Origin of the sequence: Saxibacter everestensis (assembly GCF_025787225.1) — a bacterium.
Classification (GTDB): domain Bacteria; phylum Actinomycetota; class Actinomycetes; order Actinomycetales; family Brevibacteriaceae; genus Saxibacter; species Saxibacter everestensis.
In genome coordinates, this window is the sequence record NZ_CP090958.1 from 3,683,467 (window position 1) to 3,704,993 (window position 21,527).

A 21,527-nucleotide genomic window follows, 5' to 3' on the forward strand; every position below is an offset into this window, starting at 1 on the left:
GGGCGCTTTCAAGCGTGCAGACGAAGCCAGACCATGGTCTGGAACGCAGGTGACTTTGGCCTTCGTCGTCACCGGGGCTGGGAGCCATGCTACTGGCCGGTATCTCCACAGGCCGAGGGGTGTACCTGTGGGAAACCTCTTCGTATTCTGTTCGATTCGCCGAAGAAGTTTCTTTTGTGCACAGGCTGGGACACCGTGTTTCCGCAGGTCAGAGGCCCTTTGGCGCGGTAAGAAATTCTCTATCCACAGCCTTCTCCACACACTGTGCACAGCATCGGTGCGTCGATCCACATCTTGTCCACAGGCCGGCCCACAGGGCAGTTCGCCAAGCTCGGTGGTGGCCGTTACGGTGGAGCTTCCGGCGTAGCTGGGGCAATGACAATTTTCGGTCTGAGCGGACGGCCGGCTCTGTCAGTGCCAGGCGGTAGACCTAACAGTAGAGCCGAACTCATAGATCATCCCGGGGGACTAATTGGCAGTAGAAGCAGTCGCTGATTATTCGTCATCTACCAATACCCGAACCCCGCCCCAGGACGTCGCCGCGGAGCAAAGCGTTCTCGGCGGAATGATGCTTTCAAAAGACGCAGTTGCCGACGTCGTCGAGGTGCTCAGGGGCGACGACTTCTACCGGCCCTCACACGAGTCGATCTATGAGGCAATCACCGACCTCTACGCAAAGGGGGAACCCGCCGACGCCGTCACCGTATCGCATGAGCTGACCAAGCGCGGCGAGATCGGCCGGGTCGGCGGCGCAGCCTATCTGCACACCCTGATTTCGTCCGTGCCGACGGCTGCCAATGCTGGGTACTACGCGGAAATCGTCCGGGAACGCGCCGTGCTTCGCCGACTGGTCGAGGCCGGCACCCGCATCGTACAGCTGGGGTATGACGCCGAGGGCGACGTCGACGATGTGGTGAACAACGCCCAGGCCGAGGTGTACGCGGTCACAGAGCGGCGCACAACCGAGGACTATGTGGTTCTCGGCGAGATCATCGAACACACCGTTGAGGAAATCGAGAAGGCCGGGGATCACGGCGACGGCATGATCGGCGTGCCCACCGGCTTTGCCGACATGGATGCGCTGACCAACGGGCTGCAGGGCGGTCAGATGATCGTCGTCGCTGCTAGGCCGGCTGTGGGCAAATCGACCTTCGCTCTGGACATTGTGCGTTCGGCGGCGATCAAACACAATATGGCGTCCGTCGTTTTCTCGCTGGAAATGGGACGCACCGAGCTCAGCATGCGTCTGCTTTCGGCGGAGGCACGGATTCCGTTGCAGAAGCTGCGCAAAGGTGACCTGAACAATGACGACTGGACCCGGCTTGCCCGCACGATGGGGCAGGTTAATGAGTCGCCGCTGTTCATCGATGACAGCCCGAACATGTCGCTGGTCGAGATTCGGGCGAAATGCCGACGCCTGAAGCAGCGCAATAACCTGCAACTCGTCGTGATCGATTATCTGCAGCTGATGTCCTCGGGCAAGAAGGTGGAGTCACGTCAGCAGGAGGTTTCGGAGTTCTCGCGTGCGCTGAAGTTGCTCGCCAAGGAAATCCAGGTGCCTGTCATCGCGCTGTCCCAGCTGAATCGTGGTCCGGAACAGCGTACGGATAAGAAACCGATGATCTCCGACCTTCGCGAATCCGGTTCGATCGAGCAAGATGCTGACATGGTCATCTTGCTGCATCGTGAGGATCTCTACGACAAGGAGAGCGGTCGCGCTGGTGAGGCCGACTTGATCGTGGCCAAGCACCGTAACGGCCCAACCGACACGATTACCGTTGCTTTCCAGGGCCACTACTCGCGGTTCGTCGATATGGCGCACGACTAGGCGCAGCCGTAGCCGGCAGCCGCAACACGCACACTCGGGCGGCGACGCGAGATGCCGTTCGCACTCCGACCTGGGCCAAAGGGCCAGCGTCCGTGGGTGTTGATTCGGCAAGGATGCCGGAGAGGGAGACGAATGACGCAGCTTTCACCGGGCTGTTCCTAAGTCGGAATGACCTTCGGGTGGAAAAGGAAACACATCTTGTCAGACTCATGAGAGAAGATACTCCTGATCTTGAAGGCGCTCCTGACGACGTTCCACCTGCGACCGATCCTCTCCCACCCGACGCCTCGGAAGTGGCGGACAGGGCGCAACGCGGCCAAACGGAGGAGCCAGGGACCGGCGGATAGACTGCGGCGGCCTCGGGCAACCGAAGTCGAGCTGATCCAGGATATGGAGTTTTCAGCGGGTTCGTGTCCGGCCGTCCGGCGTCAGCATCGCCCAGGTCAGTTCGTCGATGATCATTGCACGGCCAGCGTGAGCTGAGGCCTGGGTCGGCCGGCGAGGGCGAGGATGAGGTCTCCGGCATCCGCCTCCAGCACGGTTCCGTTTCCGGACTGCCACTCGAGGTCTGTCGCCTTCAGCTTCCTCCCGCCGGGTGCGGTGCCGAAGCTGGAGGCGAGGTCGCCCGTGGTGAGGCTGTCGAGTATCAGCCTGGTGGCCTGGTCGTCGGCGGTGCGCGGCAGTCCGAGGGCCACGGTGATGTCCAAGCCGTGGATGACCACATGGGCGAGGGTGCCGATTGCGCCTCCTCCGGGGAACGCCCAGGCGGCCATGGTGTCGCTCCATAGGTCGTCCAGCAGGGTGTCGAACGGCCGCTCGCCATCCCGGCGCGCGATCTTGTTCGAAAGCGCTTCGAAGTTGTGCCCGACGGCCGCAAGCTCCGCCATGTAGGCGGGCCCGTCGTACCGGGCTGCCATGGTCATGTGGGCGACGACGTGCCGCACGTTCCATCCCTCGCAGAGTGATGGGGCGTCGGCTATCGAGGTCGGTTGGCCGGCCAGGGTCTCTGCGAGGGCCTGGAATTGGAGCCCTACGAGGGCTTGAACTCCGGTATCGGTTGTAATCATGCTGTTCTCCTTGGGTCTAATTCAACGGGTCGATCTCTACGTTTTGCTGGCGATGTCCGTCGTGCAGAAGTTGCTTGGTGGTCATGATGCGCTTTCCTTGGTGGCGATCGAGGCAATGTAGTCAGCAGCTCGCTCGAGTGCTGTGCCCCATCCGGCTCGCGCTGCGGGCGTGCGCATCTCCGGCGGGAGGCCGCGTTGCGTGGTGATGACCTCGGTTGTGCCATCGCTCCGGTCCACGAATGTCAGCTCGGTTAATACGCCCGAGTCGGTTTCGCGCCAGGACAGGAACGCTGGCGCATCGACCTTGACGTAAACGGCGCGCATGGTGTGTTCGTCGCCGCTGTGGTTGTTGACCATGGTGGTCTCGAAGGCACCGCCGGGCCGTAGATCGACCACGATGTTCTGCACCGGCGTGTGCATGCCGGCGGGCCCCCAGAAGTGAGTGAGGTGCTCTGGCGTAGTGAGACAGGCAAACACCAGCGCGCGCGGCGCCGGGTGAATGTATCGGATCGTGAAGTTCTCGTCCGTCGGGTACTCGCTCATCGCTCATCCTTGGTAAGCCGGCGCAGATGTTCCTCGAGACGGCTATGCCTGTCGAGCCAGCCGCGGCGCTGTTCATCGATCCAAGCCAGCACCTCGATCAAGCGGTCGACCTCAAGGGTGGCAGGACGTGCCTGAGCGGCCACTCGCCGCGAGACAAGTCCAGCCTCTTCTAGCACTTTGAGATGGCGCGAGACGGCCTGCTGAGTGAGGTCGAACGGCTCGGTAAGTTCCTTGACGGTGGCATCCCCGTGCGCCAGCGTGGCGACGATTGCCACACGAGTGGGATCGGCCAATGCGCCGAAGGTCTGTGCGAGATCCTGAACATTCACAACACGATCCTTGCACAACTAAATTGTTGTGTACAGGTTTAGGGGCCGTCAACCGCGATTCGTATCTGGTGCCCACTGTTGCACTACCTAAAATGGGAAGCAGTATTCGCCGATGTCGGCTCGATTATGCCCGCCGGCATCCGGAACTATGGCAGCCAGCTCGGCCTGGTTCGCGCGGACTCTGAGCCCGGACAGCCGGATAGGATGCGGAAATGACCGATGCCTCGAAGACGATTCTGGTAACCGGGCCGACGGGTTACATTGGCGGCCGCCTGGTGCCTCGGCTTTTGGACCGGGGACACCGCGTCCGGGTTCTCGCCCGCTCACCGCAGAAATTGCGGGATGTGCCCTGGGCCGACCAGGTGGAAATTGTTGAAGGCGACCTTTCCGATCAGGAGTCGATCGCGTCGGCCTGTCGGGACATTGAGGTTCTCTACTACCTCGTGCACTCGATGAGCGGCGGGAAGAAAGACTTCATGTCTGAGGAGGCTGCCTCCGCCCGGCGGGTGGCAAACGCCGCGAGACAGCAGGGGGTCCGGCGGATCGTCTATCTCGGCGGACTGCACCCGGAAGGTGAGCTGTCCAACCATCTGCGCTCCCGCCGCGAAGTAGGCGAAATTCTGCTCGAATCCGGCATTCCCACAATTGCCTTGCAGGCCGGAGTGGTAATCGGATCGGGTTCGGCGTCGTTTGAGATGATCCGGCACCTGTCTGACCGGCTTCCCGTGATGACGGCTCCTCGCTGGGTGCGGAACAGGATCCAGCCGATTGCCGTTCGCGACGTGTTGTATTACCTGACGGCTGCCGCTGAGGTGCCGGGCGACATCAACCGGACGTTCGACATCGGTGGTCCCGATGTCCTGCAGTACGGGGAGATGATGAACAGCTACGCCGCGGTTGCGGGTTTGCCCCGGCGGCGAATTCTGGTGGTGCCAGTTCTGACGCCGCATCTGGCTGCGCTTTGGGTAAATCTGATCTCGCCGATTCCCAGGTCGCTGGCGATTCCGCTGGTCGAATCGCTGCAGTACGACGCGGTAACGAAAGAATCAGATATCCGGTCGATTATTCCGGAGCCCACCGCCGGATTGACCTCGTACCGCGACGCTGTTCGGCTTGCCCTGGTGAAGCTTCGCGAGGGCCAGGTTGAAACCAATTGGTCCGGCGCGTCCATCACCGGTGCTCCGTCCGATCCCTTGCCCAGCGATCCGGACTGGTCTGGACATAACGTGATGACCGACGTGCGGAGCAAGCGCACGACCAGTTCGCGGGAAGCGCTATGGCGCGTCATCGAGGGGATCGGCGGCGAGAACGGCTGGTATTCGCTGCCGCTGGCCTGGACGGTTCGGGGCTGGCTGGACAAGCTCGGCGGAGGAGTGGGTCTTCGACGTGGCCGCCGCAGTCCCGAACGGCTCAACGCCGGTGAAGCGCTTGATTTTTGGCGGGTCGAAGAGATCGAACGGCAGCAGTTCCTGCGCCTCCGGGCCGAGATGAAGTTACCTGGCCGCGCATGGCTTGAGATGAAGATCGATGAAGATGACGATGGACTGGTTTACCGGCAGCGCGCCGTGTTCTTTCCGCGCGGATTGGCCGGCCAGATCTACTGGTACGCGATTCTGCCGTTCCACGGCGTGATCTTCAAGGGCATGGCCACGAAGATCACCGCGACGGCAGAGGCCAGCAGATAGCGCCGGATCAGGCCTGGCTGTCCTGCTCAACGATTGAGCCTAGGATCCGTCGGCGGTTGTGTTCTGCCATAGATCGGGATCGTACCTACGACCGGCGGCTATGCTCAACCAAAGACTCAACTCGACGGAGCCCATTGGTAACTGGGGCGACGGCGTCCGAGAGGAATGAGTCCCGTGAAGGGGGTATTCGTGCGCCAAGGTCGGCGATCGGAATTCCGGGAGATTGTTCTCGACGATTCAACTGTTGCGCACGTGCATTGTTCCGGGACCGGAACTGACACGTATGTACTGGTGCATGGGATTGGCGCCTCGTCCCGGTACTTTCGGCCACTAGCGGAAGAACTGTCGCGGGTTGGAACGGTATTCGCGATCGATTTGCCCGGCTTCGCCCGTACTCCCAAGCCAGCCCGCTCCTTGTCGATCCCGGAGTATGCGGAGATAACCTGGCGGTGTCTCGACGAACTGTCGGTGGTTCGGCCAATACTGGTCGGGCATTCGATGGGCGCCCAGATTGTGGTCGAGATGGCCAGACTGCGCGCTGCGGCGCGCGGCGTCGTTCTGCTCGGACCCACGGTCAACCGTGTGGAGCGGGCGGCTTTGCCTCAAACTGCCCGGTTAGCTCAGGACACCCTGAAGGAGCCGGCGAAGATTAACGCGATCGTGTTCTCTGATTACCTTTTCCGCTGTGGGCTGGTGTGGTACATCAGGACACTTCCCCACATGTTGCGCCATAGGATCGACGAAGCGATTCGTGAGGTGCGGGTGCCAACCGTAATTGTTCGGGGCATAGCTGATCCGATAGCTCCGCGGAGCTGGGTAGACGAACTCGCGGCGCAGTGTCCGGTGGCGGAAGTAGCCGAAATTGCAGGCGAGCGTCACGTTCTGATGTACAGAAGCGCGCCCGAGGTGGCACTGCTATGCCGGAAACTGGCCGCAGCGGTATGAAGTACCTGGAATACGGAGCCGCCTGGATTCTGGATTACGTCTACATCGCGTTCTGGCAGGTTCACGGGTTTCTTTTTCCGGCCAGCAGCGAAGAATTGACCCGAGGGACTGATCACACTGCCGCTCCGGTGGTGCTGATTCCGGGGGTGTATGAGACCTGGCAGTTCATGCGGCCGGTGGCCGACCGGCTGCATGAACTGGGGCACCCGATCTTTGTCGTTGAGAGTCTGGGATACAACCGCGGAACCATACCCGCTATGGCCGAGCTGACTGCCGGCTTCCTCCTCGAACGCGACTTGCGAAATGTCGTTATCGTCGCCCACAGCAAGGGCGGCCTGATCGGCAAACGTGTGATGAGTTCCTCGGCACAAGCAGACCGGGTCAGTTCGATGATTGCGATTAATACCCCGTTTTCGGGCTCGGTGTACGCGCGATTTGCACCGGGACAGAGCATTCGGGCTTTCTCTCCGCATAATGCAATTCTGTTGAAGCTCGCGGAAAACCTTGAAGTCAATGAGCGGATCACGTCCATCTACAGCAGCTTCGACCCGCATATTCCGGGTGGTAGCTTCCTGCAGTCAGCAACCAACGTCGAACTGGACACGATGGGGCATTTGAAAATCATCGGCGATGCCAGGCTGCTCGACGCAATCGAGCAGGCGCTATAGCCTGACGCGGTTCTCAGTCAGCTGGCATTGCCGTGGCTCGATCCGAAGCCGTGGCCCGATCCATTGCCGTGGCCCGCTCGAAGACCTTCCTGCCGGCAAACCATGTCTGCTCTGCCCGGAGGCTGGCGACTGAGCTGATGTCGATGTCGAACGGATTTCGGTCGAGCACGACGAAGTCGGCGGATTTACCTGAGCTGAGCGAGCCGGTGATCTCACCGAGGCCCATCGCCTCGGCGGCATTGATCGTGAACACGGCGATCGCTTCCTCAAGGGTAATGGCCTGTTCCGGCCAGAGCTGGCCGGGGAACTGACCCGTGGGGTCCATCCGGGTGACCAGGCCCTGGATGCCTTCCCACGCATTCGGCGATTCACTCACCGGCCAATCGGAACCGCCGGCCACGAGCGCGCCGGAATCCAGCAGATCGCGGTTGGGCTGCAGCTTCGAGGCGATTCCGGCGGGAAGTGCGGTGGCGATGGCCTGCGGGATGACCCCCGGCACCCAGAGGAAGGGTGAGATGTCGGCGCTCACGCTGAGAGCGGCGAACCGGGGAACATCGTCTTCGTGCACGAACTGGCCGTGCGCTATCTGGTATCGCGCAGCGGTGAAGCCTTCCTGGCGGATGACCTCGACGGCGTCGAGCACCATCCGCGCCGACGCGTCGCCAGTGCAGTGGATCTTCGCCGACAGGCCTTGTTCCGCCGTTCGGCGCAACCAGTCCAGCAGCTGGTCGGCCGGCATCGTCGTCTCGCCGCAAAAGTGCGCTCCGTGGGCGTCGTCGGGAAGATACGGTTCGAGGAATGCGCCCGTTCTGGCCGGCGGCACGCCATCGAGGAATATCTTGACGAAATCCGGCCGGTGGTGAATGCTTCGGAAGTTATTGGCCTGCGCCAACAAGGCATCACCGGTCGGCTGGAAGCCGAAGATCTGGTCGTTGACCAGCATCGAGCTGACCACCCAGGCATTCAATTCACCTGCGGTGTCCAGTGACTTCAGCGCGCCTAGGATATCGACGGAGACGGCGGCATCCTGGATAGCGGTGATGCCGTAGCTACTCAGGATTTCGATTCCGCGGTGCGAAGCCAGTCGATGCTGCTCGGCGGTCAGCGCTGCGCTGGCGGCTTTCGCCTGCTCGACCGGGATGCCTGCCGCTTCGAGCAGTACCCCGGTCGGTCGGCCGGTGACGCCGTCGAGGACGACGATGCCACCCTCGCCGGGATCGCTCTCCGCGGTGATTCCGGCAAGTTCGAGGGCGCGGGTGCTGACCCAGCGGTTGTGATGGCTGTCATCGCTCAGCATCACGGGGCGTCCTCCGGCCGCCTGGTCGAGGCCATGCCTGGCCTGTTCTGTGCTTAGCTCCTCCATCAGGGTGCTGCCCCAGCTGCCGCCCGTGACCCAGGCGTCTTCAGGTAGTTTCGCCGCGTGCTTTTCAACGGCCTGCAGAATCTCCTGGTACCCGGCATTGGCTGAGAACCCAAGTTCGAACAGATCGGCTTTGCCCGCCACCGCGTGATGGTTATGGACATCGATCAGGCCCGGCATCACGAACGCTCCGTCAAGGACGTGCTCGATGGTCCCAGGCCCGCGGAACGCAGCCACGTCCGTTTCGCTTCCCACGGCCAGTAGCCGGCCGTCCCGCACCGCCAGTGCCTCAGCCCACGGTGAAGCGGCGTCCACGGTGTAGATGCGGGCGTTAGTGATGATTAAGTCGGCGGTGGCCATTGCTGCTCCGGAAGTTTTAGTCGAGATCGGGCGTCGTCTAGGACGCCGGGTCGTAGCGGTCAGGGTGCACAGTCGTCGAGATCAGACGCCCGAACGCTCCGAAGGTGAAGTGCACCGGCGTTTCCCCTGTTTCATCCAGGCCGAACAGCACGCCATGCGAGCGGATCGACCGGGCGTTCCGGTGGTCGGCGATCGTCACCGATCCACAGGGGATGACCTTCTCCCGCCAGGCGAAGACATAGATGCCTGGCCGAATCTGGTAGACCGTGTTTTCATCGGTGTCGGCCAGGCCGCGTTCCGGACCCGCCAGGCATTGCCAGGTGTACCACTGCGGGCTGAGGTAGACGTGCTCGTAGGCGTGCTCGGAGCTGTACACCCAGAGCACCCGACGACCGATCAGGTCGGTCGTCGGCGTCGGTTCCGCGCCGCCGGTCTCGACGCCGGATATCAGTGCCGGCACGAACTTCTGCTGCACCGCAGTCTGGCCTGCCGATGCCTCGCCGATAATGCTGAGTATCGAAAGCGCTCGTCCGTTGTCCAGATCGAGCACGAGCGACACAGCTTCACGCGGCAAATGCGTGTGGTGGAACTGGACGTAGTAGAGGCCGGAATCGACCAGGATGGCTTCGTAGGAATCAGTGCCTTCCGATGCCTCGGTGGGGTCGCCGGTACCAGGCCGGTATTCCCAGGCGACAGTGTCTTCGGCGAAGTGGTGCGTTATCGAGGTGCCCCGCTCGTCGATCAGCGTCACCTCAGCTCCGGCCAGGTCGGGGCTGAGATCCGACTTGTTGGCGTCGAATCCGGGTGCGAGGCCGTCTAGCGGAAGCCAGTTCGAAGTGTCCGATAGGTTGACCGTGGTGTCGGTCATTTTCTAACTCCTTCAGTGGTTTTGGATTGTCTTTTCTGGATCGCCAGGACGCAGATGGCAGAGAACGCGATACCGCCGACGCCGAGCGTGAGCATGCCGGCGAAACTGCCGCCCATTCGTTCGATCAGTACGCCGCTCACGGCAGGACCGATGGCGAAACCGGTACCGATCATCAGGTTGGTTGTGTTCATCATCTGGCCGCCCTGGTCGAGGTCGGCGATGCTGGACAGGATGAACGGGAGGATGAATGTCCAGGTGAACTTGAAGATGATCGCGGCCACCGCGAATCTGACCACGCCGGGTCCGCCGAAAAGCAGCAGAATGCTGACCGCCATGAACACATAGCCCACGGCGAGAAGCCAGGCCCGATTACCTCGGCTGCCGATAATCGTGGCAGTCACCGCCGACGCGATCCCCGCCACGGTGGCCACCGAGAGAATCCTGCTGCTGGTATCCGGTGCCAGCCCCGCGCCGGTTGCGATACCGACCATGAAGGACCAGGTTCCACTCAGCGCGATGTAGAACAGCAGCACCCCGAGCAGGCCAAGGGCGATCCGCCCCACCGGCAACCGGGATCGATCCGGACGGGGCAGGGCAGCGGACGCGGCCGTTCGCAGGAACTCCGTGCCCGGGATCAGGCGTGCCACCGGAAGCGACAGCAGCGCCAGAACGGCAAGCCCCCAGTAGACCGCGCTCACTCCGTGGTTGACGAAGATCGGTGGGATGATGGCCAGCACGAGCGCGCCCATAGCGAGCTGGCTGACCACGAAGATGCCGAATGCGCGGTTGCGATTACCGGTCCTGCCGCTGATCGAGAGGATGATGACGATGATCGAACCGGCGGCCAGCGACGTGATCAGCCGGACGCCGAGCAGCTGCGGATACGACGTCACCAGGCCGGAGACCACGTTCCCGATGATGAAGATGCCGGTGAAGACAAAGGTTGCGATCCGCAGGTTGAGCCGGGGGAGCCACAGGTAGGCCGGGATCGTCGCGAGGCTGAACGAGCCGAGTTCGACCGAGAACAGGAAACCGACCTGGCCCGGAGTCAGCGAGAACTGCTCCGAGAGCTGCCCGGCAATCACCGGAGCTATCAGCAGCACGGTGTTCAGAACCGCGCTGAAAACGGCGATGTAAACGTAAATTCCGCGATCCCGGGAGCGGCTGGTAGCGCCTGCCGCAAGTTCAGGAGTCTGGGTGGTGTTCATCGGTTCCCCTTGGGTATTGGGTCGCTCGTTAGTTGGAAGACGTCGCTCGTTGGCTGGAAGACCTTCTGGAAGAACGCAGTGGAATGTGCCGGTGCTTAGGTTTGAGTATGTGCGGAGGCTGCCCGGTCAGTCTCTGCTTTGCCCGGGTTCGTGCTCGGTTTGTCAATGGCTGTTCGCTGGCCGGCAACCTGCCTTCCGCCGACGGTGACAGCATTGATGAAAAGACGGAAGGGTGCCTGGTGGAACTTGGTCTGGCAGGGAAGGCAGCGCTGATCACCGGCGCAGTTTCTGGCATCGGACGCGCCTGCGCCTACGCCCTGGCCGGCGAAGGAGTGCGGCTCGGCCTGATCGATCGTGACGAGGACGCCGGTCGTCTGCTCGAGTCGGAGCTCGGGGCTTGCGTTCCGACGCGTTTCGTGGCGGCCGATGTCACCGACGAGGTTGCCTTCTCCGCCGCAATCGGGGAGATCGCCACCGGATTCGGCGGTCTGGACGCGGCGGTCGGCTGCGCGGGTGTGTCGGGACAGTTCGGGCGGGACGTCGACGATGTCTCCGCCGCGGAGTTCAACCAGGTGCTGCACGTCAATCTGACCGGGCAATTCATCCTGGCCCGGGAAAGCGCCCGCCATCTGCGCTTCTCGGGGTCGCCATCGCTGGTCTTCCTCGGCTCCGACTCAAGCTTCGTGGCAGCGCCGCGAATGCTCGCCTACAACGCCTCGAAAGGCGGCCTGCTGCAGCTGACCCGTGCGCTCGCCGTCGACCTGGCCGGCGACGGGATCCGGGTCAACTGCGTATGTCCATCAATAGTGGACACCCCTTTGGCCCGCGATGACCTGATGATTTCCAGCGAGGAATTGCGCCGACAGGACTATCCGGTGCAAAGCCCTGAACAGGTCGCGAATCACGTGCTGTACCTGGTGTCTCCGGCGTCCTACCCGGTCAACGGCACCAGCCTGGTGTCAGACTTCGGCTACCTGGCTCGATCGTCCTTCCCAGCCTAGAGAACACGTCCTGCCTAGAGAACCCTTCTCCCGATAGAACGCCTTCCCGCCAAAAAGCCGCCCAGAGAAAGCAGCAATCGTGAACAGTCCCAGCTCATCCCTTCAGGGCAAGGTAGTCGTGATCACCGGCGGAGGCACGGGAATCGGTGCCGCTGCTGCCCGTCGATTCGCCTCCGAGGGCGCCAAGGTGGCACTGATCGGACGTCGCCGCGGGCCGATCGATGCAGTCGCGGCCGAGACGGGTGGCCTTGCGGTGGTTGCCGACGCGAGCAATGCCGTCCAGGCCAGGCAGGCGATCGCCGATATCGTGGCCCGCCTCGGCCGGATTGACGTGCTGGTGGCGAATGCGGGCGGGCATGGCCAGTCTGCCGTTTTGGATACCGACGACGCCTCCTGGGAGACCAGCATCCGGAACAACGTCACCAGCGCCTTCGTGATCGCCAGGGAGTCCCTGACCCAGCTGATCGAATCGCACGGCCAGGTCGTGGTGGTTTCCTCGTTGGCCGGTCTCTTCGCCGGCCCGAACGTCGCCGGGTACACGGTTGGTAAGCACGCCTTGATTGGGTTGACCCGTTCGTTGGCCAGGGATTACGGCAGACATGGGGTGCGGGTCAACGCTATTTGCCCGGGCTGGGTGCGAACGCCGATGGCGGACGAGGAGATGGCCCAGGCAGGCTTTGATTCCATCGAGCAGGGGTATTCGCTGGTCACGAAGGACGTTCCGCTCGGCCGCCCGGCCGACCCGGAAGAGATAGCCGCGGTCGTCAGGTTCCTCGGCTCGGCGGAATCTTCGTATATTACGGGCGCCGTGATCGTGGCGGACGGCGGAGCACACATCGTGGACCTGCCGACCATCGCACTGTGATTGCGGCGGGCGCTCAGCGCTGGAACCGCTCCAGGTCGTCCTCCAGCGTCGCGTAGATCTGCGGCCGCGAGGTGCGCAGCCACTGAGCGGTGAGCAGCCCGGCGACGAGAGCGAGCAGCAGCAGTATCGGCAGCAGGCCGATCACCGGGTTATCCGAACCGGCCAGTGCGGAGAAATTGCGGATGGCGAGCGCCACGATGATCGCCAGACCGATACCGCCCAATCCTGGAGCGACCAGGGTCTTCCACAGCCGCGGATCCCGGCTCCGGCGGAAATTCACCACGATCGCAATGGCGGCGAGTAGCTGCAGGGTCAGGATGCCGAGCGTACCGAAGCCGGTCATCGAAGCGGTCAGCACCGCGATCGGGTCCAGGCCGGCGACGAAGTAAACGAATGCGACAACGGTTCCGAAGGTCAGCTGCAGGATGCTGGCGTTCTGCGGCGCTCCATTGACCGAACGGGTGTGTCCGAGTGTTCGCGGAAGCACGCCCACCCGGCCGAAGGCATAGATGTAGCGAGTCGCTGAATTGTGCAGGGCGAGTAACGCGGCGAAGAGCGAGACCAGCAGCAGGACCATCATCACCTTGGTCAGCGAGCTGCCAAGGTATTCCTGCGAAACGGAGAACACCAGGTCACCAGCCGAGAGGTGCTCAAGACCGGCGGCTTGTGCCTGCCGGGCGCCCACGGCGCTGACTATCGCCCAGGTGGTGAAGGCGGCGAACAGGCCGATGAATGTGATGGCGATGTAGGTGGCTCGGGGAATCGTTCGCCTTGGGTCCCGGGCCTCTTCGCTGAACAGCCCGGTGGCCTCGAAGCCGACGAAGGCGTTCGCGGCGAACAGCAGTCCAAGGCCCAATGAACCGGAGAACACCAGTCCCGGCGTGAACGGTTCGAAGCTCAGACCATGGCGGAAGAGCACCGAGATGTCGAGGACGAGCAGGATTGACACCTCCAGCACCAGGCACACGCCGAGCACCTTTGCGCTGAATCCGATCCCGCGGCGGCTGAGCACGAACGCGGCCAGCGCCGAAATAAGCGACCACCAGAACCAGGCGAGGTCGAGCCCGGTGAGGTCCTTGACGATCGTCGCCGTGAAGAAACCCGATGTGCCGATCGCGCCGGCCACGAAGCAGTTGTAACCGAGCAGGGCCACGTAGCCGGCGACCAGTCCGAACGGCCGGCCGAGGCCCCGGACCACGAAGGCGTAGAAACCGCCCGAGTTGACCAGCTTCTTCGACATCTGGGCGTAGCCCACGGCAAAGAGCAGCAGGATCACCATCGCCATCAGGAAAGAGGCGGGCATCCCACCACCGTTGCCGATCGCGATTCCGATGCCTGCGATCACGATGATCCCGGTCAGGGGCGCAACGGCGGCGAGCACCAGAAACACGATTCCGCCGACACCCAGCGCATTGCGCTTCAGTTCGGTGCGTGAGCGGTCGCTTGCTGCGGTGGATTCGGGCGATCCATCCCGTGGCGATATCGGCTGTGACATGTTTACGAGTATGTGGCGACCGGGGACAGATGTTCTTGTCCTACCGCGAAGGTGGCTAGTTGCTGGGCGCACGGATGCACGTCGGACCGGAGCATCCCGGTGTGGACCGTGTGTACGATGTAGGGAATCTCACGCGCCAGCGCAGCTGAGAAGGAGGTACGTGATGATTCATGTACAGCGATCCGCCAACGATGTTGGACGCGTGCATACGTCAATTGCTCACAGTTTTCCCGAATGGCACACCGCCGTGTCCGAATCGTTCGTTCCGCTTCAGGTGACGAGCAACAACGCGGACATGTTCCGCGGCCGGATGCGCTCGCGGGTGATCGAAGATGTCTCGCTGGTAGAGGTGACCGCGAGCAGCCACACCGTGATGCGGACGCCGTCTCTGATTGCCAGTTCCGATCGCAGGTATTTCAAGTTGAGCCTTCAGCTTTCGGGCACCGGCCTGCTGATTCAGGACAACCGGGAAGCCGCCCTGCGGCCTGGCGACCTGGCAGTCTACGACACCCACCGTCCTTACACGCTGGAGTTCGAACAGGACTTCCGCGCCATGGTCCTGATGTTCCCGCATAGCTTGATCGGTCTGCCGGTCGACGCGGTGGGGCAGCTCACGGCGGTACGGATGCCGGGCGACGAAGGGATCGGAAAGCTGGTGAGTCCCTTCCTGGTCCAGCTGGCAAATAACCTCGACCAGCTCACCGGCGGCAGCGGCTCGAGGCTCGCGCACAGTGCGCTCGACCTGATCACCACATTGTTTGCCGCGGAGCTCAACCTGCCCGACTCGTCAAACCCGCATCAGGAACTCACCAACGACATCCGCGACTACATTGAGGCGCAGTTGGGGAATCCGGAACTATGTCCGGCAATGATTGCCGGCGCGCACTACATTTCGACCCGGCACCTGCACAACCTGTTTCAGCTGGAGGGCACCACTGTCGCCAGCTGGATTCGTGCCCGTCGGTTGGAACACTGCCGCCGGGATCTGCGCGATCCGGTATATGCGCGGCTGCCGATCGCCGCGGTCGCCGCGCGGTGGGGCTTCATCGAGGCGGCGCACTTCAGCCGGATCTTTCGTGCTGCGTTCGGGGAATCTCCGAGCCGGTACCGTGGCGCAGCGGCGGCCTAGCCGACTGCTTCGCTGCGGGTCAACATGCGTTCCCCCGACGACAAGACCGGCCTGCTTTCCGCAATCCATACTCGAAACAGCGCGGTGTTTCATCGGCGCAGAATCAAGGCCTGGTCGCGAAGAGGGAGAAGAATATGGCAACGAAGCTGTTCATCGACGGCGAGTGGGTTCCGGCATCCGGTGGTTCCTTTCCGACCTACAATCCAGCGACAGAAGAAGTGCTCGACGAGGTCGGGTTTGCCTCGTCGGCTGATGTGGAGGCCGCGGTTGAGGCTGCCCGGCTGGCATTCGGCTCTCCCGCCTGGCGGGACATCTCCCCCGTGCAGCGAGCGAGGCTGCTGTTCACGCTTGCCGACCTGATCGAGCAGAATTCCGCCGAGCTGGCCGAGTTGGAAACCAAGGATCAGGGACAGCCGATCGGTATCTCACGCGCGGTGAGCGTGACCGGAGCGGCCGAGCACTTCAGGTACTACGCCGGCTGGGTTACCAAGATCGAGGGCAGCACCTCTCCGGTGTCATTCCCGTCCACCCTGCACTACACCCGACGTGAGCCGGTCGGCGTCTGCGCCCTGATCACACCGTGGAACTTCCCGCTGATGATCCTTGCCTGGAAGCTCGCGCCGGCACTGGCTACCGGGAACACCGTGGTGATCAAGCCGGCCGAGCAGACGCCGCTGTCGGCAATCCGACTGGTCGAGCTGGCCCGGAAGGCCGGCTTCCCGCCCGGCGTCATCAACCTGCTCACCGGCGACGGCAGCATCGGCGCGGCGCTGGTGGAGCACCCTCGGGTGGACAAAGTGTCATTCACCGGATCGACCGAAGTTGGCCGTTCGATCGTGCGTGCCAGTGCCGGCAACCTCAAGCGGGTCACGCTCGAACTCGGTGGCAAGGCGCCGAGCATCATCGCGGCAGACGCGAATATGGACGCCGCGGTAGGCGGCAACCTCAGCGGCGGTTTGCTCAATAGCGGGCAGGTGTGCGCGGCGTATACCCGGTTCTACGTGGACAAGAAGCGTGAAGACGAGTTCGTCAGCAAGCTCGCCGCCGGTGTCGAGGGGATGACGATCGGCTCCGGGCTGGATGAGAGCACGCAGCTGGGGCCGTTGGTCTCCGACGAGCACATCGCCAGGGTGGAAAAGCTGGTGGCCACCGGCGTACCGGACGGCGCCGAACTGGTGACCGGCGGCAAACGCACAGGTGATCGTGGCTACTTCTTCCAGCCGACGGTCTTCGCCGGTGTGCACGACGATATGACGATCGCCCGGCAGGAAATTTTCGGCCCTGTGCTCTCGGTGATGTCCTATCAGGACGACGACGAGCTGCAATCCCTGATCGACCGGGCCAACGATTCCGATTATGGGCTGGCCGCAACCGTGTGGACCCGCGATATTTCCGCGGCTAATCGACTGGCCAACGGGATCCGGGCCGGAGCGATCTTCATCAACATGCCACCGGTGCCCGACATGGCGGCGCCCTGGGGCGGTTTCAAGTCCAGTGGCTGGGGGCGGGAAATGGGCCCATACTCAATTGACGCCTACACCGAGGTCAAGGGCGTCTGGATGCACTACGGAGAGTGAGAGACATCGTCATGCCCGACACCGAGCAAGCCACGTCCACCGGCACACACCCGCTTGATCCGCTGACCGCGGAGGAAATCAGCACGGCCCGCAAGGTTTTGGTCGATGCCGGCAAGGTCGGCGAGAACACCCGGTTCCCCCAGGTGTTGCCGGTCGAACCGGACAAGGCCGACCTGCGCGACTATCGCGATGGCGATGACTTCGACCGGCAGGTCATCCTGACCCTTCTGGACCTGGCCACCGGCGAGGCGGCCGAGGCCGTGGTCTCGGTCGGCAGGGCGGAACTGGTGTCCTTCACCGCGTTGACGACCGGAGAGCATCCTTACGGGCAGCCGCAGTACTTATTCGAGGAGTACGCCCTCGCGGAGCAGATCGTCAAAGCCGATCCGCAATGGCAGGCGGCGATGGAGCGCCGCGGAATCACCGACACCAGCCTCGCCTTCGCCGCACCGCTGGCTCCCGGCGCGTTCGGCCGGGCGGATGAGGTCGGTAGACGGGTGATCAGGTCGCTGACCTTCATGCGCAATTTCGTCGGCGACAATCCCTGGGCACACCCCGTCGAAGGCCTCATCGTGCACATCGACCTTACCGAGCAACGGGTGATCCGGGTGGAGGACGCCGGTGACGTGCCAGTGCCGTCGGCGGAGGGAAACTTCGATGCCGAGCACGTCGGTCCGGCGCGAACTTCGTTGAAGCCGATCGAAATCACCCAGCCCGAGGGCCCAAGCTTTACCGTTGACGGCAGCCACGTGCAGTGGGAGAACTGGAAGCTTCGAGTCGGGTTCAACGCGAAGGAAGGGCTGGTGCTGAACAACGTCACCTTCCGGGATGGCGACGAGGATCGTTCGGTACTGCACCGCGCCTCGGTTCCGGAAATGGTGGTCCCCTACGGCGACACCTCCAGCACCCGGTTCTGGATCAGCTACTTCGACGCCGGCGAGTATCTGTTGGGTAAGAACGCCAACTCGCTCACGCTCGGCTGCGACTGCCTGGGCGTGATCCATTACTTCGATGCCTTCGTTGCCGATGACCACGGCCATCCGGTGAAAATACCGCAGGTCATCTGCATGCACGAAGAGGATTACGGCATCCTGTGGAAGCACACCGAACTGGGCAAGAAGCCTGAGGTACGCCGTTCCCGGCGGCTGGTGATCTCGTACTTCGCCACGGTGGGCAACTACGACTACGGCTTCTTCTGGTACTTCTACCTGGACGGAACCATCGAGATGGAGGCGAAGGCGACCGGCATCGTCTTCGCCGGCGCATCGATACCCGGCGAAGTTAATCCGCATGCTCCGGAGGTCGCACCGGGCGTTATCGCGCCGGTTCATCAGCACTTGTTCTGCGCACGGCTGGATGTCGCCATCGACGGCCCGGATAACACGGTTGAAGAAGCCGAGGTGGTGCGGATCCCAACCGGTGAAGCCAATCCGCACGGCAACGCTTTCACCTTCCGGCGTACACCGCTGGAAACCGAACGCGCCGGCAGGAGGAAGGCCGACACCAGCGTCGGCCGGTCGTGGTACGTGACGAATCCCGGGCGGCGCAACCAGGTTGGTCAGCCGACCGCCTACCAGTTGATCCCGCAGCCGGGTCCTACCCTGATGGCGCAGCCAGGCTCATCGGTGGCGTCCCGGGCGGAGTTCGCCACAGAACACCTCTGGGTTACCCGCTTCGACCCGGCCGAGCGATTCCCGGCAGGCGACTACCCCAACCAGCACGTCGGTGACGGCATCGGCAAGTGGACCGAGGCCGATCGGGGTATCGACGACACCGACATTGTGCTCTGGCATGTTTTCGGCCCGACGCACATCCCGCGACCCGAGGATTGGCCGGTCATGCCGGTGGACTACTCCGGGTTCCTGTTCAAGCCCCACGGTTTTCTGGATCGCAACCCGGCACTGGACCTGCCCGATGGCGCGTCCGGAAGTGCGGGTGAGGGCGGAAGCTGCTGCTCCTCGCCGGGCTGAGTGGGATCCGCGGCGGCTCGCCGGGGTTGACGCCCGAGTGCCCACGCTCCGCCTGCGGCGCCATGGTTCTGGGACGGCGCTTGACGACCGTAGCGGTGAGTCGAATTCCGCCGAGGTAACAAGGTGAAATTGGCAAGACGTACGAGCAAGTCGGGGTCGATACTGCCTACGGAAAGAAGGGAGTGTCAGTGCCGACAAGCGCAGAAGGTAAGAAGAATGAGTCCCTTGAAGTGGGGGCCGTTGTCGTGAGTAACTCGCCAGGCTGGAAGGCGAAGATTAGATCTACGCTCCGAAATACTCCGGAGGTCATCGGGGAGCTGTCTATGTATGACAGTCAGGGTCAGGCGTACATTACCGAGAAGAACGGCATCACTAATGTGGTCGATGCCAAAACTGTTCGGTTGGCGACTGATCTCGAGAGACTCAACATTATGACAGGCTGACCGTGGCGAGCGAAAAGCACTCACCTTTTTCGCCGATCGTCGTAGCTCTGACCGGATCACTGAAAAGGCACCCCGCCATGATCGAAGCTTTGCGGAGTGGAGATCTCGAAGCCGAAAGTGCCTTTGGGTACTTTCATTCAGCCTCAGCACTGCTCGGAAATTCCACCGGCGCCGACAGGGATTTAGACGTGCTTCAGATGCACGAGGGGTTCTGGTGCCTCGACAGCAGCGATGTCGAGGGATCGAACGACGATGAACTTGCGTGGTTTCAGGCGGCCCTGAACTCTCCCGCTCGGATTCCACTCCCGATCGGGCTTGTCATGCACTCGGCTGCCGCCGCAATCGACCGGCTGGGTGAGTGGACGCTATCCGGAGTGAGGATCCAACTGCCGCTTAACGCTCACTGTGATAGCTACTGGAGATGGCTGGAAACGGCCGACCTGTTCGCCGTTCCGCACGAGGAGGGAGGCCAAGGTGCACAGGTCACGCTCTGGTTGGCGAGATCTAAGAAGCAGGTTTCCGAGGCAATCCTCGGGTGGCTGAACGAAGTCAGTATCGCCGCATTCGCCGTGGCGACGGGGAAACCGGGCGGTACTGGTGGGCAACGGGAACAATTTGATTCTCGATGGGAACTCCGCAATCCAGGTCGGTGTGTGACGTTAAGGTTTGACGTCCCTGAATGGTCGGTAGTCGCCGTGGCGAGTCTGGTGTGGTTGCTGGCCGAGGCTGCTCATCACGCTGGGGCGAACGAAACGGCAGTGATCCAGGTGGAAAAGTTGTAGGCCTCCCGCTGGCCGATCCCTCGACAGAAAATGTGTTTCCAGATATGGGGATGCCGTTTGAACCGCGCCTGTGCCGGTGCGAGGATGAAGGCTGGCCATCATCGACAATCGAAAGCAGAAACCAGCCATGGCGCAGCAGCCTACGGATCCGCAGCCGGGCAAATGGAGCAAGTCCCGCATCTTCTACCTCGTAGCGGGGATAGCAATCTGCGCTATCGGCATCGGGCTGATCCTCACCTCCATGTAGCGCTTGCCGCCTGGGGCGGCCGGCGCGCACCGCGTCCCGCGGTCGACGGATCGCCATGAGCGAGCGGGTGTACGGGTGCTGCGGGGCCGTGGGCACGGCTTCGGTGCTCCCGTCTCCACGACGTGGCCCTGCGCATTCCGGACGTGGGCAGCGATCGCGTCCGTCCGGGTCTTGCGGAGGTCAGTTGTCGAGCCGGTGCTGCCAGTATCCGGGTTTGCTTCTTTGATGAGCGTAGGCGTGAGTATCACGACGCTTGTATTGGTGACGTAGTACAGCACTCGGTACGGAAACATCCGATCGGCTAAACGAGATATGCGGCGGGCTGTCAGACGCGGACGCGAAGCGTGCCGTCTAGGGTTTCCTGGTTTGAGGGGGTGGCGCGGCTGTACCGCTGCCAGGTGGCCCGTTACGCCCTTGGGTCAGTGCGTAGCTCACAGCGTCAGTCAGGGCGAGGTAGTCCAGTGCCCGTGCCTCGTCCAAGCCGGTTTCGTGCCCATGCGCCGCCAGGTTGCGCAACATCGCGATCCCTTCAACAGCTTTGACCGTTTCCACCTGCACGAGGCCAGCCTCATGAGCGCGACGGACAAGCTGTGTCGCACTACCTCTGCCGGTGGCGAGGCCTGCGTCGATGAGAAGCTGCCTCAACTGTGCCTCCACCTGAGCGAATGCCTGTAAAACCGCCGCCGCCGGTGCGATGCGCGCAATCTCGGCCAGTTGCTCGCTTGGTCGAGCGCTGTCGAGTCGTCGTGTTTCCTCCAGGGCAGGTTCACCGAGGTTCGCTTCAATCTCGGCGACCTCCTGACTCCAAACCACTTCCAATGGTCCAGCTTTGAGGGTTGTGAAGGGCCGGGCGAGCAGGGTGGCGAGTTGACGTCGAAAAAGCGTCGCGACCGCGAGAACCACGAGTGGCCAGGCGAGCGAGCCGACGAGGGAGGCCGTGAATTCGAAGCCAGACATGACCACACACTATCGATAGTTGACGCTACGATCCGTTCTCGCTGACAACTGGTGCTGTCCGCACAACGTTCGTGCGTCTGTTAGTCGTTTCGGTCGCGGTGTCCAACTGGCGGCTCCTTTTCCAATCCGCTCGGGATCAGTCGATAGAAGTTCCTGTTCACCTTCACCCCAGACCTCATCCGCGGTAACAAACTCGGTCG

18 protein-coding genes are annotated in these 21,527 nt (G+C 62.6%); 10 read left to right on the forward strand and 8 right to left on the reverse strand.

What is annotated here, in order from left to right:
• The first annotated feature begins 472 nt into the window (after nt 1-472).
• Nucleotides 473-1,828 (forward strand): replicative DNA helicase, encoded by a 1,356-nt coding sequence (gene dnaB / locus LWF01_RS17400; protein ID WP_349638633.1) that lies wholly within the window; start codon nt 473-475, stop codon nt 1,826-1,828.
• A 458-nt stretch (nt 1,829-2,286) separates the two neighbouring features.
• On the opposite strand, the gene LWF01_RS17405 is transcribed toward dnaB, so the two are convergent.
• The 3 genes from LWF01_RS17405 to LWF01_RS17415 all read right to left on the reverse strand — a co-directional run bounded on the left by LWF01_RS17405 (nt 2,287) and on the right by LWF01_RS17415 (nt 3,767).
• Nucleotides 2,287-2,895 carry a maleylpyruvate isomerase family mycothiol-dependent enzyme gene (locus LWF01_RS17405; protein WP_349638634.1) on the reverse strand — a complete coding sequence of 203 codons (609 nt, stop codon included), beginning with the start codon at nt 2,893-2,895 and terminating at the stop codon, nt 2,287-2,289.
• An 81-nt stretch (nt 2,896-2,976) separates the two neighbouring features.
• Nucleotides 2,977-3,438, reverse strand: a complete 462-nt coding sequence (locus tag LWF01_RS17410; protein WP_349638635.1) for an SRPBCC family protein — start codon at nt 3,436-3,438, stop codon at nt 2,977-2,979.
• The gene (locus LWF01_RS17415) at nt 3,435-3,767 is read right to left on the reverse strand and encodes an ArsR/SmtB family transcription factor (protein ID WP_349638636.1); all 333 of its coding nucleotides are present in this window, start codon (nt 3,765-3,767) and stop codon (nt 3,435-3,437) included. The genes LWF01_RS17410 and LWF01_RS17415 overlap by 4 nt, the downstream gene beginning before the upstream one ends.
• Nucleotides 3,768-3,979: 212 nt before the next feature.
• On the opposite strand from LWF01_RS17415, the gene LWF01_RS17420 reads away from it, so the two are divergent.
• The 3 genes from LWF01_RS17420 to LWF01_RS17430 all read left to right on the forward strand — a co-directional run bounded on the left by LWF01_RS17420 (nt 3,980) and on the right by LWF01_RS17430 (nt 7,065).
• Nucleotides 3,980-5,452, forward strand: coding sequence for an SDR family oxidoreductase (locus LWF01_RS17420; protein WP_349638637.1), 1,473 nt, complete (start codon nt 3,980-3,982; stop codon nt 5,450-5,452).
• 165 nt (nt 5,453-5,617) lie between these two features.
• Complete coding sequence (locus tag LWF01_RS17425) at nt 5,618-6,397, forward strand: alpha/beta fold hydrolase (protein WP_349638638.1); 780 nt, start codon at nt 5,618-5,620, stop codon at nt 6,395-6,397.
• Nucleotides 6,370-7,065, forward strand: a complete 696-nt coding sequence (locus LWF01_RS17430; RefSeq protein ID WP_349638639.1) for an esterase/lipase family protein — start codon at nt 6,370-6,372, stop codon at nt 7,063-7,065. The genes LWF01_RS17425 and LWF01_RS17430 overlap by 28 nt, the downstream gene beginning before the upstream one ends.
• 13 nt (nt 7,066-7,078) lie before the next feature.
• On the opposite strand, the gene LWF01_RS17435 is transcribed toward LWF01_RS17430, so the two are convergent.
• From LWF01_RS17435 to LWF01_RS17445, 3 genes are read right to left on the reverse strand one after another with little or no spacing between them, the layout of a single operon-like run.
• Nucleotides 7,079-8,785 carry an amidohydrolase gene (locus tag LWF01_RS17435; RefSeq protein ID WP_349638640.1) on the reverse strand — a complete coding sequence of 569 codons (1,707 nt, stop codon included), beginning with the start codon at nt 8,783-8,785 and terminating at the stop codon, nt 7,079-7,081.
• Nucleotides 8,786-8,822: 37 nt separating this feature from the next.
• Entirely contained in the window at nt 8,823-9,653 is an 831-nt protein-coding gene (locus tag LWF01_RS17440) for a molybdenum cofactor biosynthesis F family protein (protein WP_349638641.1), read from the reverse strand.
• Entirely contained in the window at nt 9,650-10,861 is a 1,212-nt protein-coding gene (locus LWF01_RS17445) for an MFS transporter (RefSeq protein ID WP_349638642.1), read from the reverse strand. The genes LWF01_RS17440 and LWF01_RS17445 overlap by 4 nt, the downstream gene beginning before the upstream one ends.
• Nucleotides 10,862-11,100: 239 nt before the next feature.
• On the opposite strand from LWF01_RS17445, the gene LWF01_RS17450 reads away from it, so the two are divergent.
• Together LWF01_RS17450 and LWF01_RS17455 are read left to right on the forward strand one after the other, a co-directional pair.
• Complete coding sequence (locus LWF01_RS17450; RefSeq protein WP_349638643.1) at nt 11,101-11,862, forward strand: SDR family NAD(P)-dependent oxidoreductase; 762 nt, start codon at nt 11,101-11,103, stop codon at nt 11,860-11,862.
• Between the two features lie 79 nt (nt 11,863-11,941).
• Nucleotides 11,942-12,727: an SDR family NAD(P)-dependent oxidoreductase gene (locus LWF01_RS17455; protein ID WP_349638644.1), complete on the forward strand. Its 786-nt coding sequence runs from the start codon at nt 11,942-11,944 to the stop codon at nt 12,725-12,727.
• A 13-nt stretch (nt 12,728-12,740) separates the two neighbouring features.
• Here LWF01_RS17455 and LWF01_RS17460 read toward each other — a convergent pair whose 3' ends face one another.
• Nucleotides 12,741-14,222, reverse strand: a complete 1,482-nt coding sequence (locus LWF01_RS17460; protein ID WP_349638645.1) for an APC family permease — start codon at nt 14,220-14,222, stop codon at nt 12,741-12,743.
• A 163-nt stretch (nt 14,223-14,385) separates the two neighbouring features.
• On the opposite strand from LWF01_RS17460, the gene LWF01_RS17465 reads away from it, so the two are divergent.
• The 4 genes from LWF01_RS17465 to LWF01_RS17480 all read left to right on the forward strand — a co-directional run bounded on the left by LWF01_RS17465 (nt 14,386) and on the right by LWF01_RS17480 (nt 20,123).
• Nucleotides 14,386-15,351 carry an AraC-like ligand-binding domain-containing protein gene (locus LWF01_RS17465; protein ID WP_349638646.1) on the forward strand — a complete coding sequence of 322 codons (966 nt, stop codon included), beginning with the start codon at nt 14,386-14,388 and terminating at the stop codon, nt 15,349-15,351.
• A 134-nt stretch (nt 15,352-15,485) separates the two neighbouring features.
• Nucleotides 15,486-16,928: an aldehyde dehydrogenase family protein gene (locus LWF01_RS17470; protein ID WP_349638647.1), complete on the forward strand. Its 1,443-nt coding sequence runs from the start codon at nt 15,486-15,488 to the stop codon at nt 16,926-16,928.
• Nucleotides 16,925-18,898: a primary-amine oxidase gene (locus LWF01_RS17475; RefSeq protein WP_349638648.1), complete on the forward strand. Its 1,974-nt coding sequence runs from the start codon at nt 16,925-16,927 to the stop codon at nt 18,896-18,898. Before LWF01_RS17470 ends, LWF01_RS17475 begins: the two co-directional genes overlap by 4 nt.
• Nucleotides 18,899-19,418: 520 nt before the next feature.
• Nucleotides 19,419-20,123: a hypothetical protein gene (locus LWF01_RS17480; protein WP_349638649.1), complete on the forward strand. Its 705-nt coding sequence runs from the start codon at nt 19,419-19,421 to the stop codon at nt 20,121-20,123.
• 598 nt (nt 20,124-20,721) lie between these two features.
• Here LWF01_RS17480 and LWF01_RS17485 read toward each other — a convergent pair.
• Entirely contained in the window at nt 20,722-21,327 is a 606-nt protein-coding gene (locus LWF01_RS17485) for a hypothetical protein (RefSeq protein ID WP_349638650.1), read from the reverse strand.
• Nucleotides 21,328-21,527 lie beyond the last annotated feature (200 nt).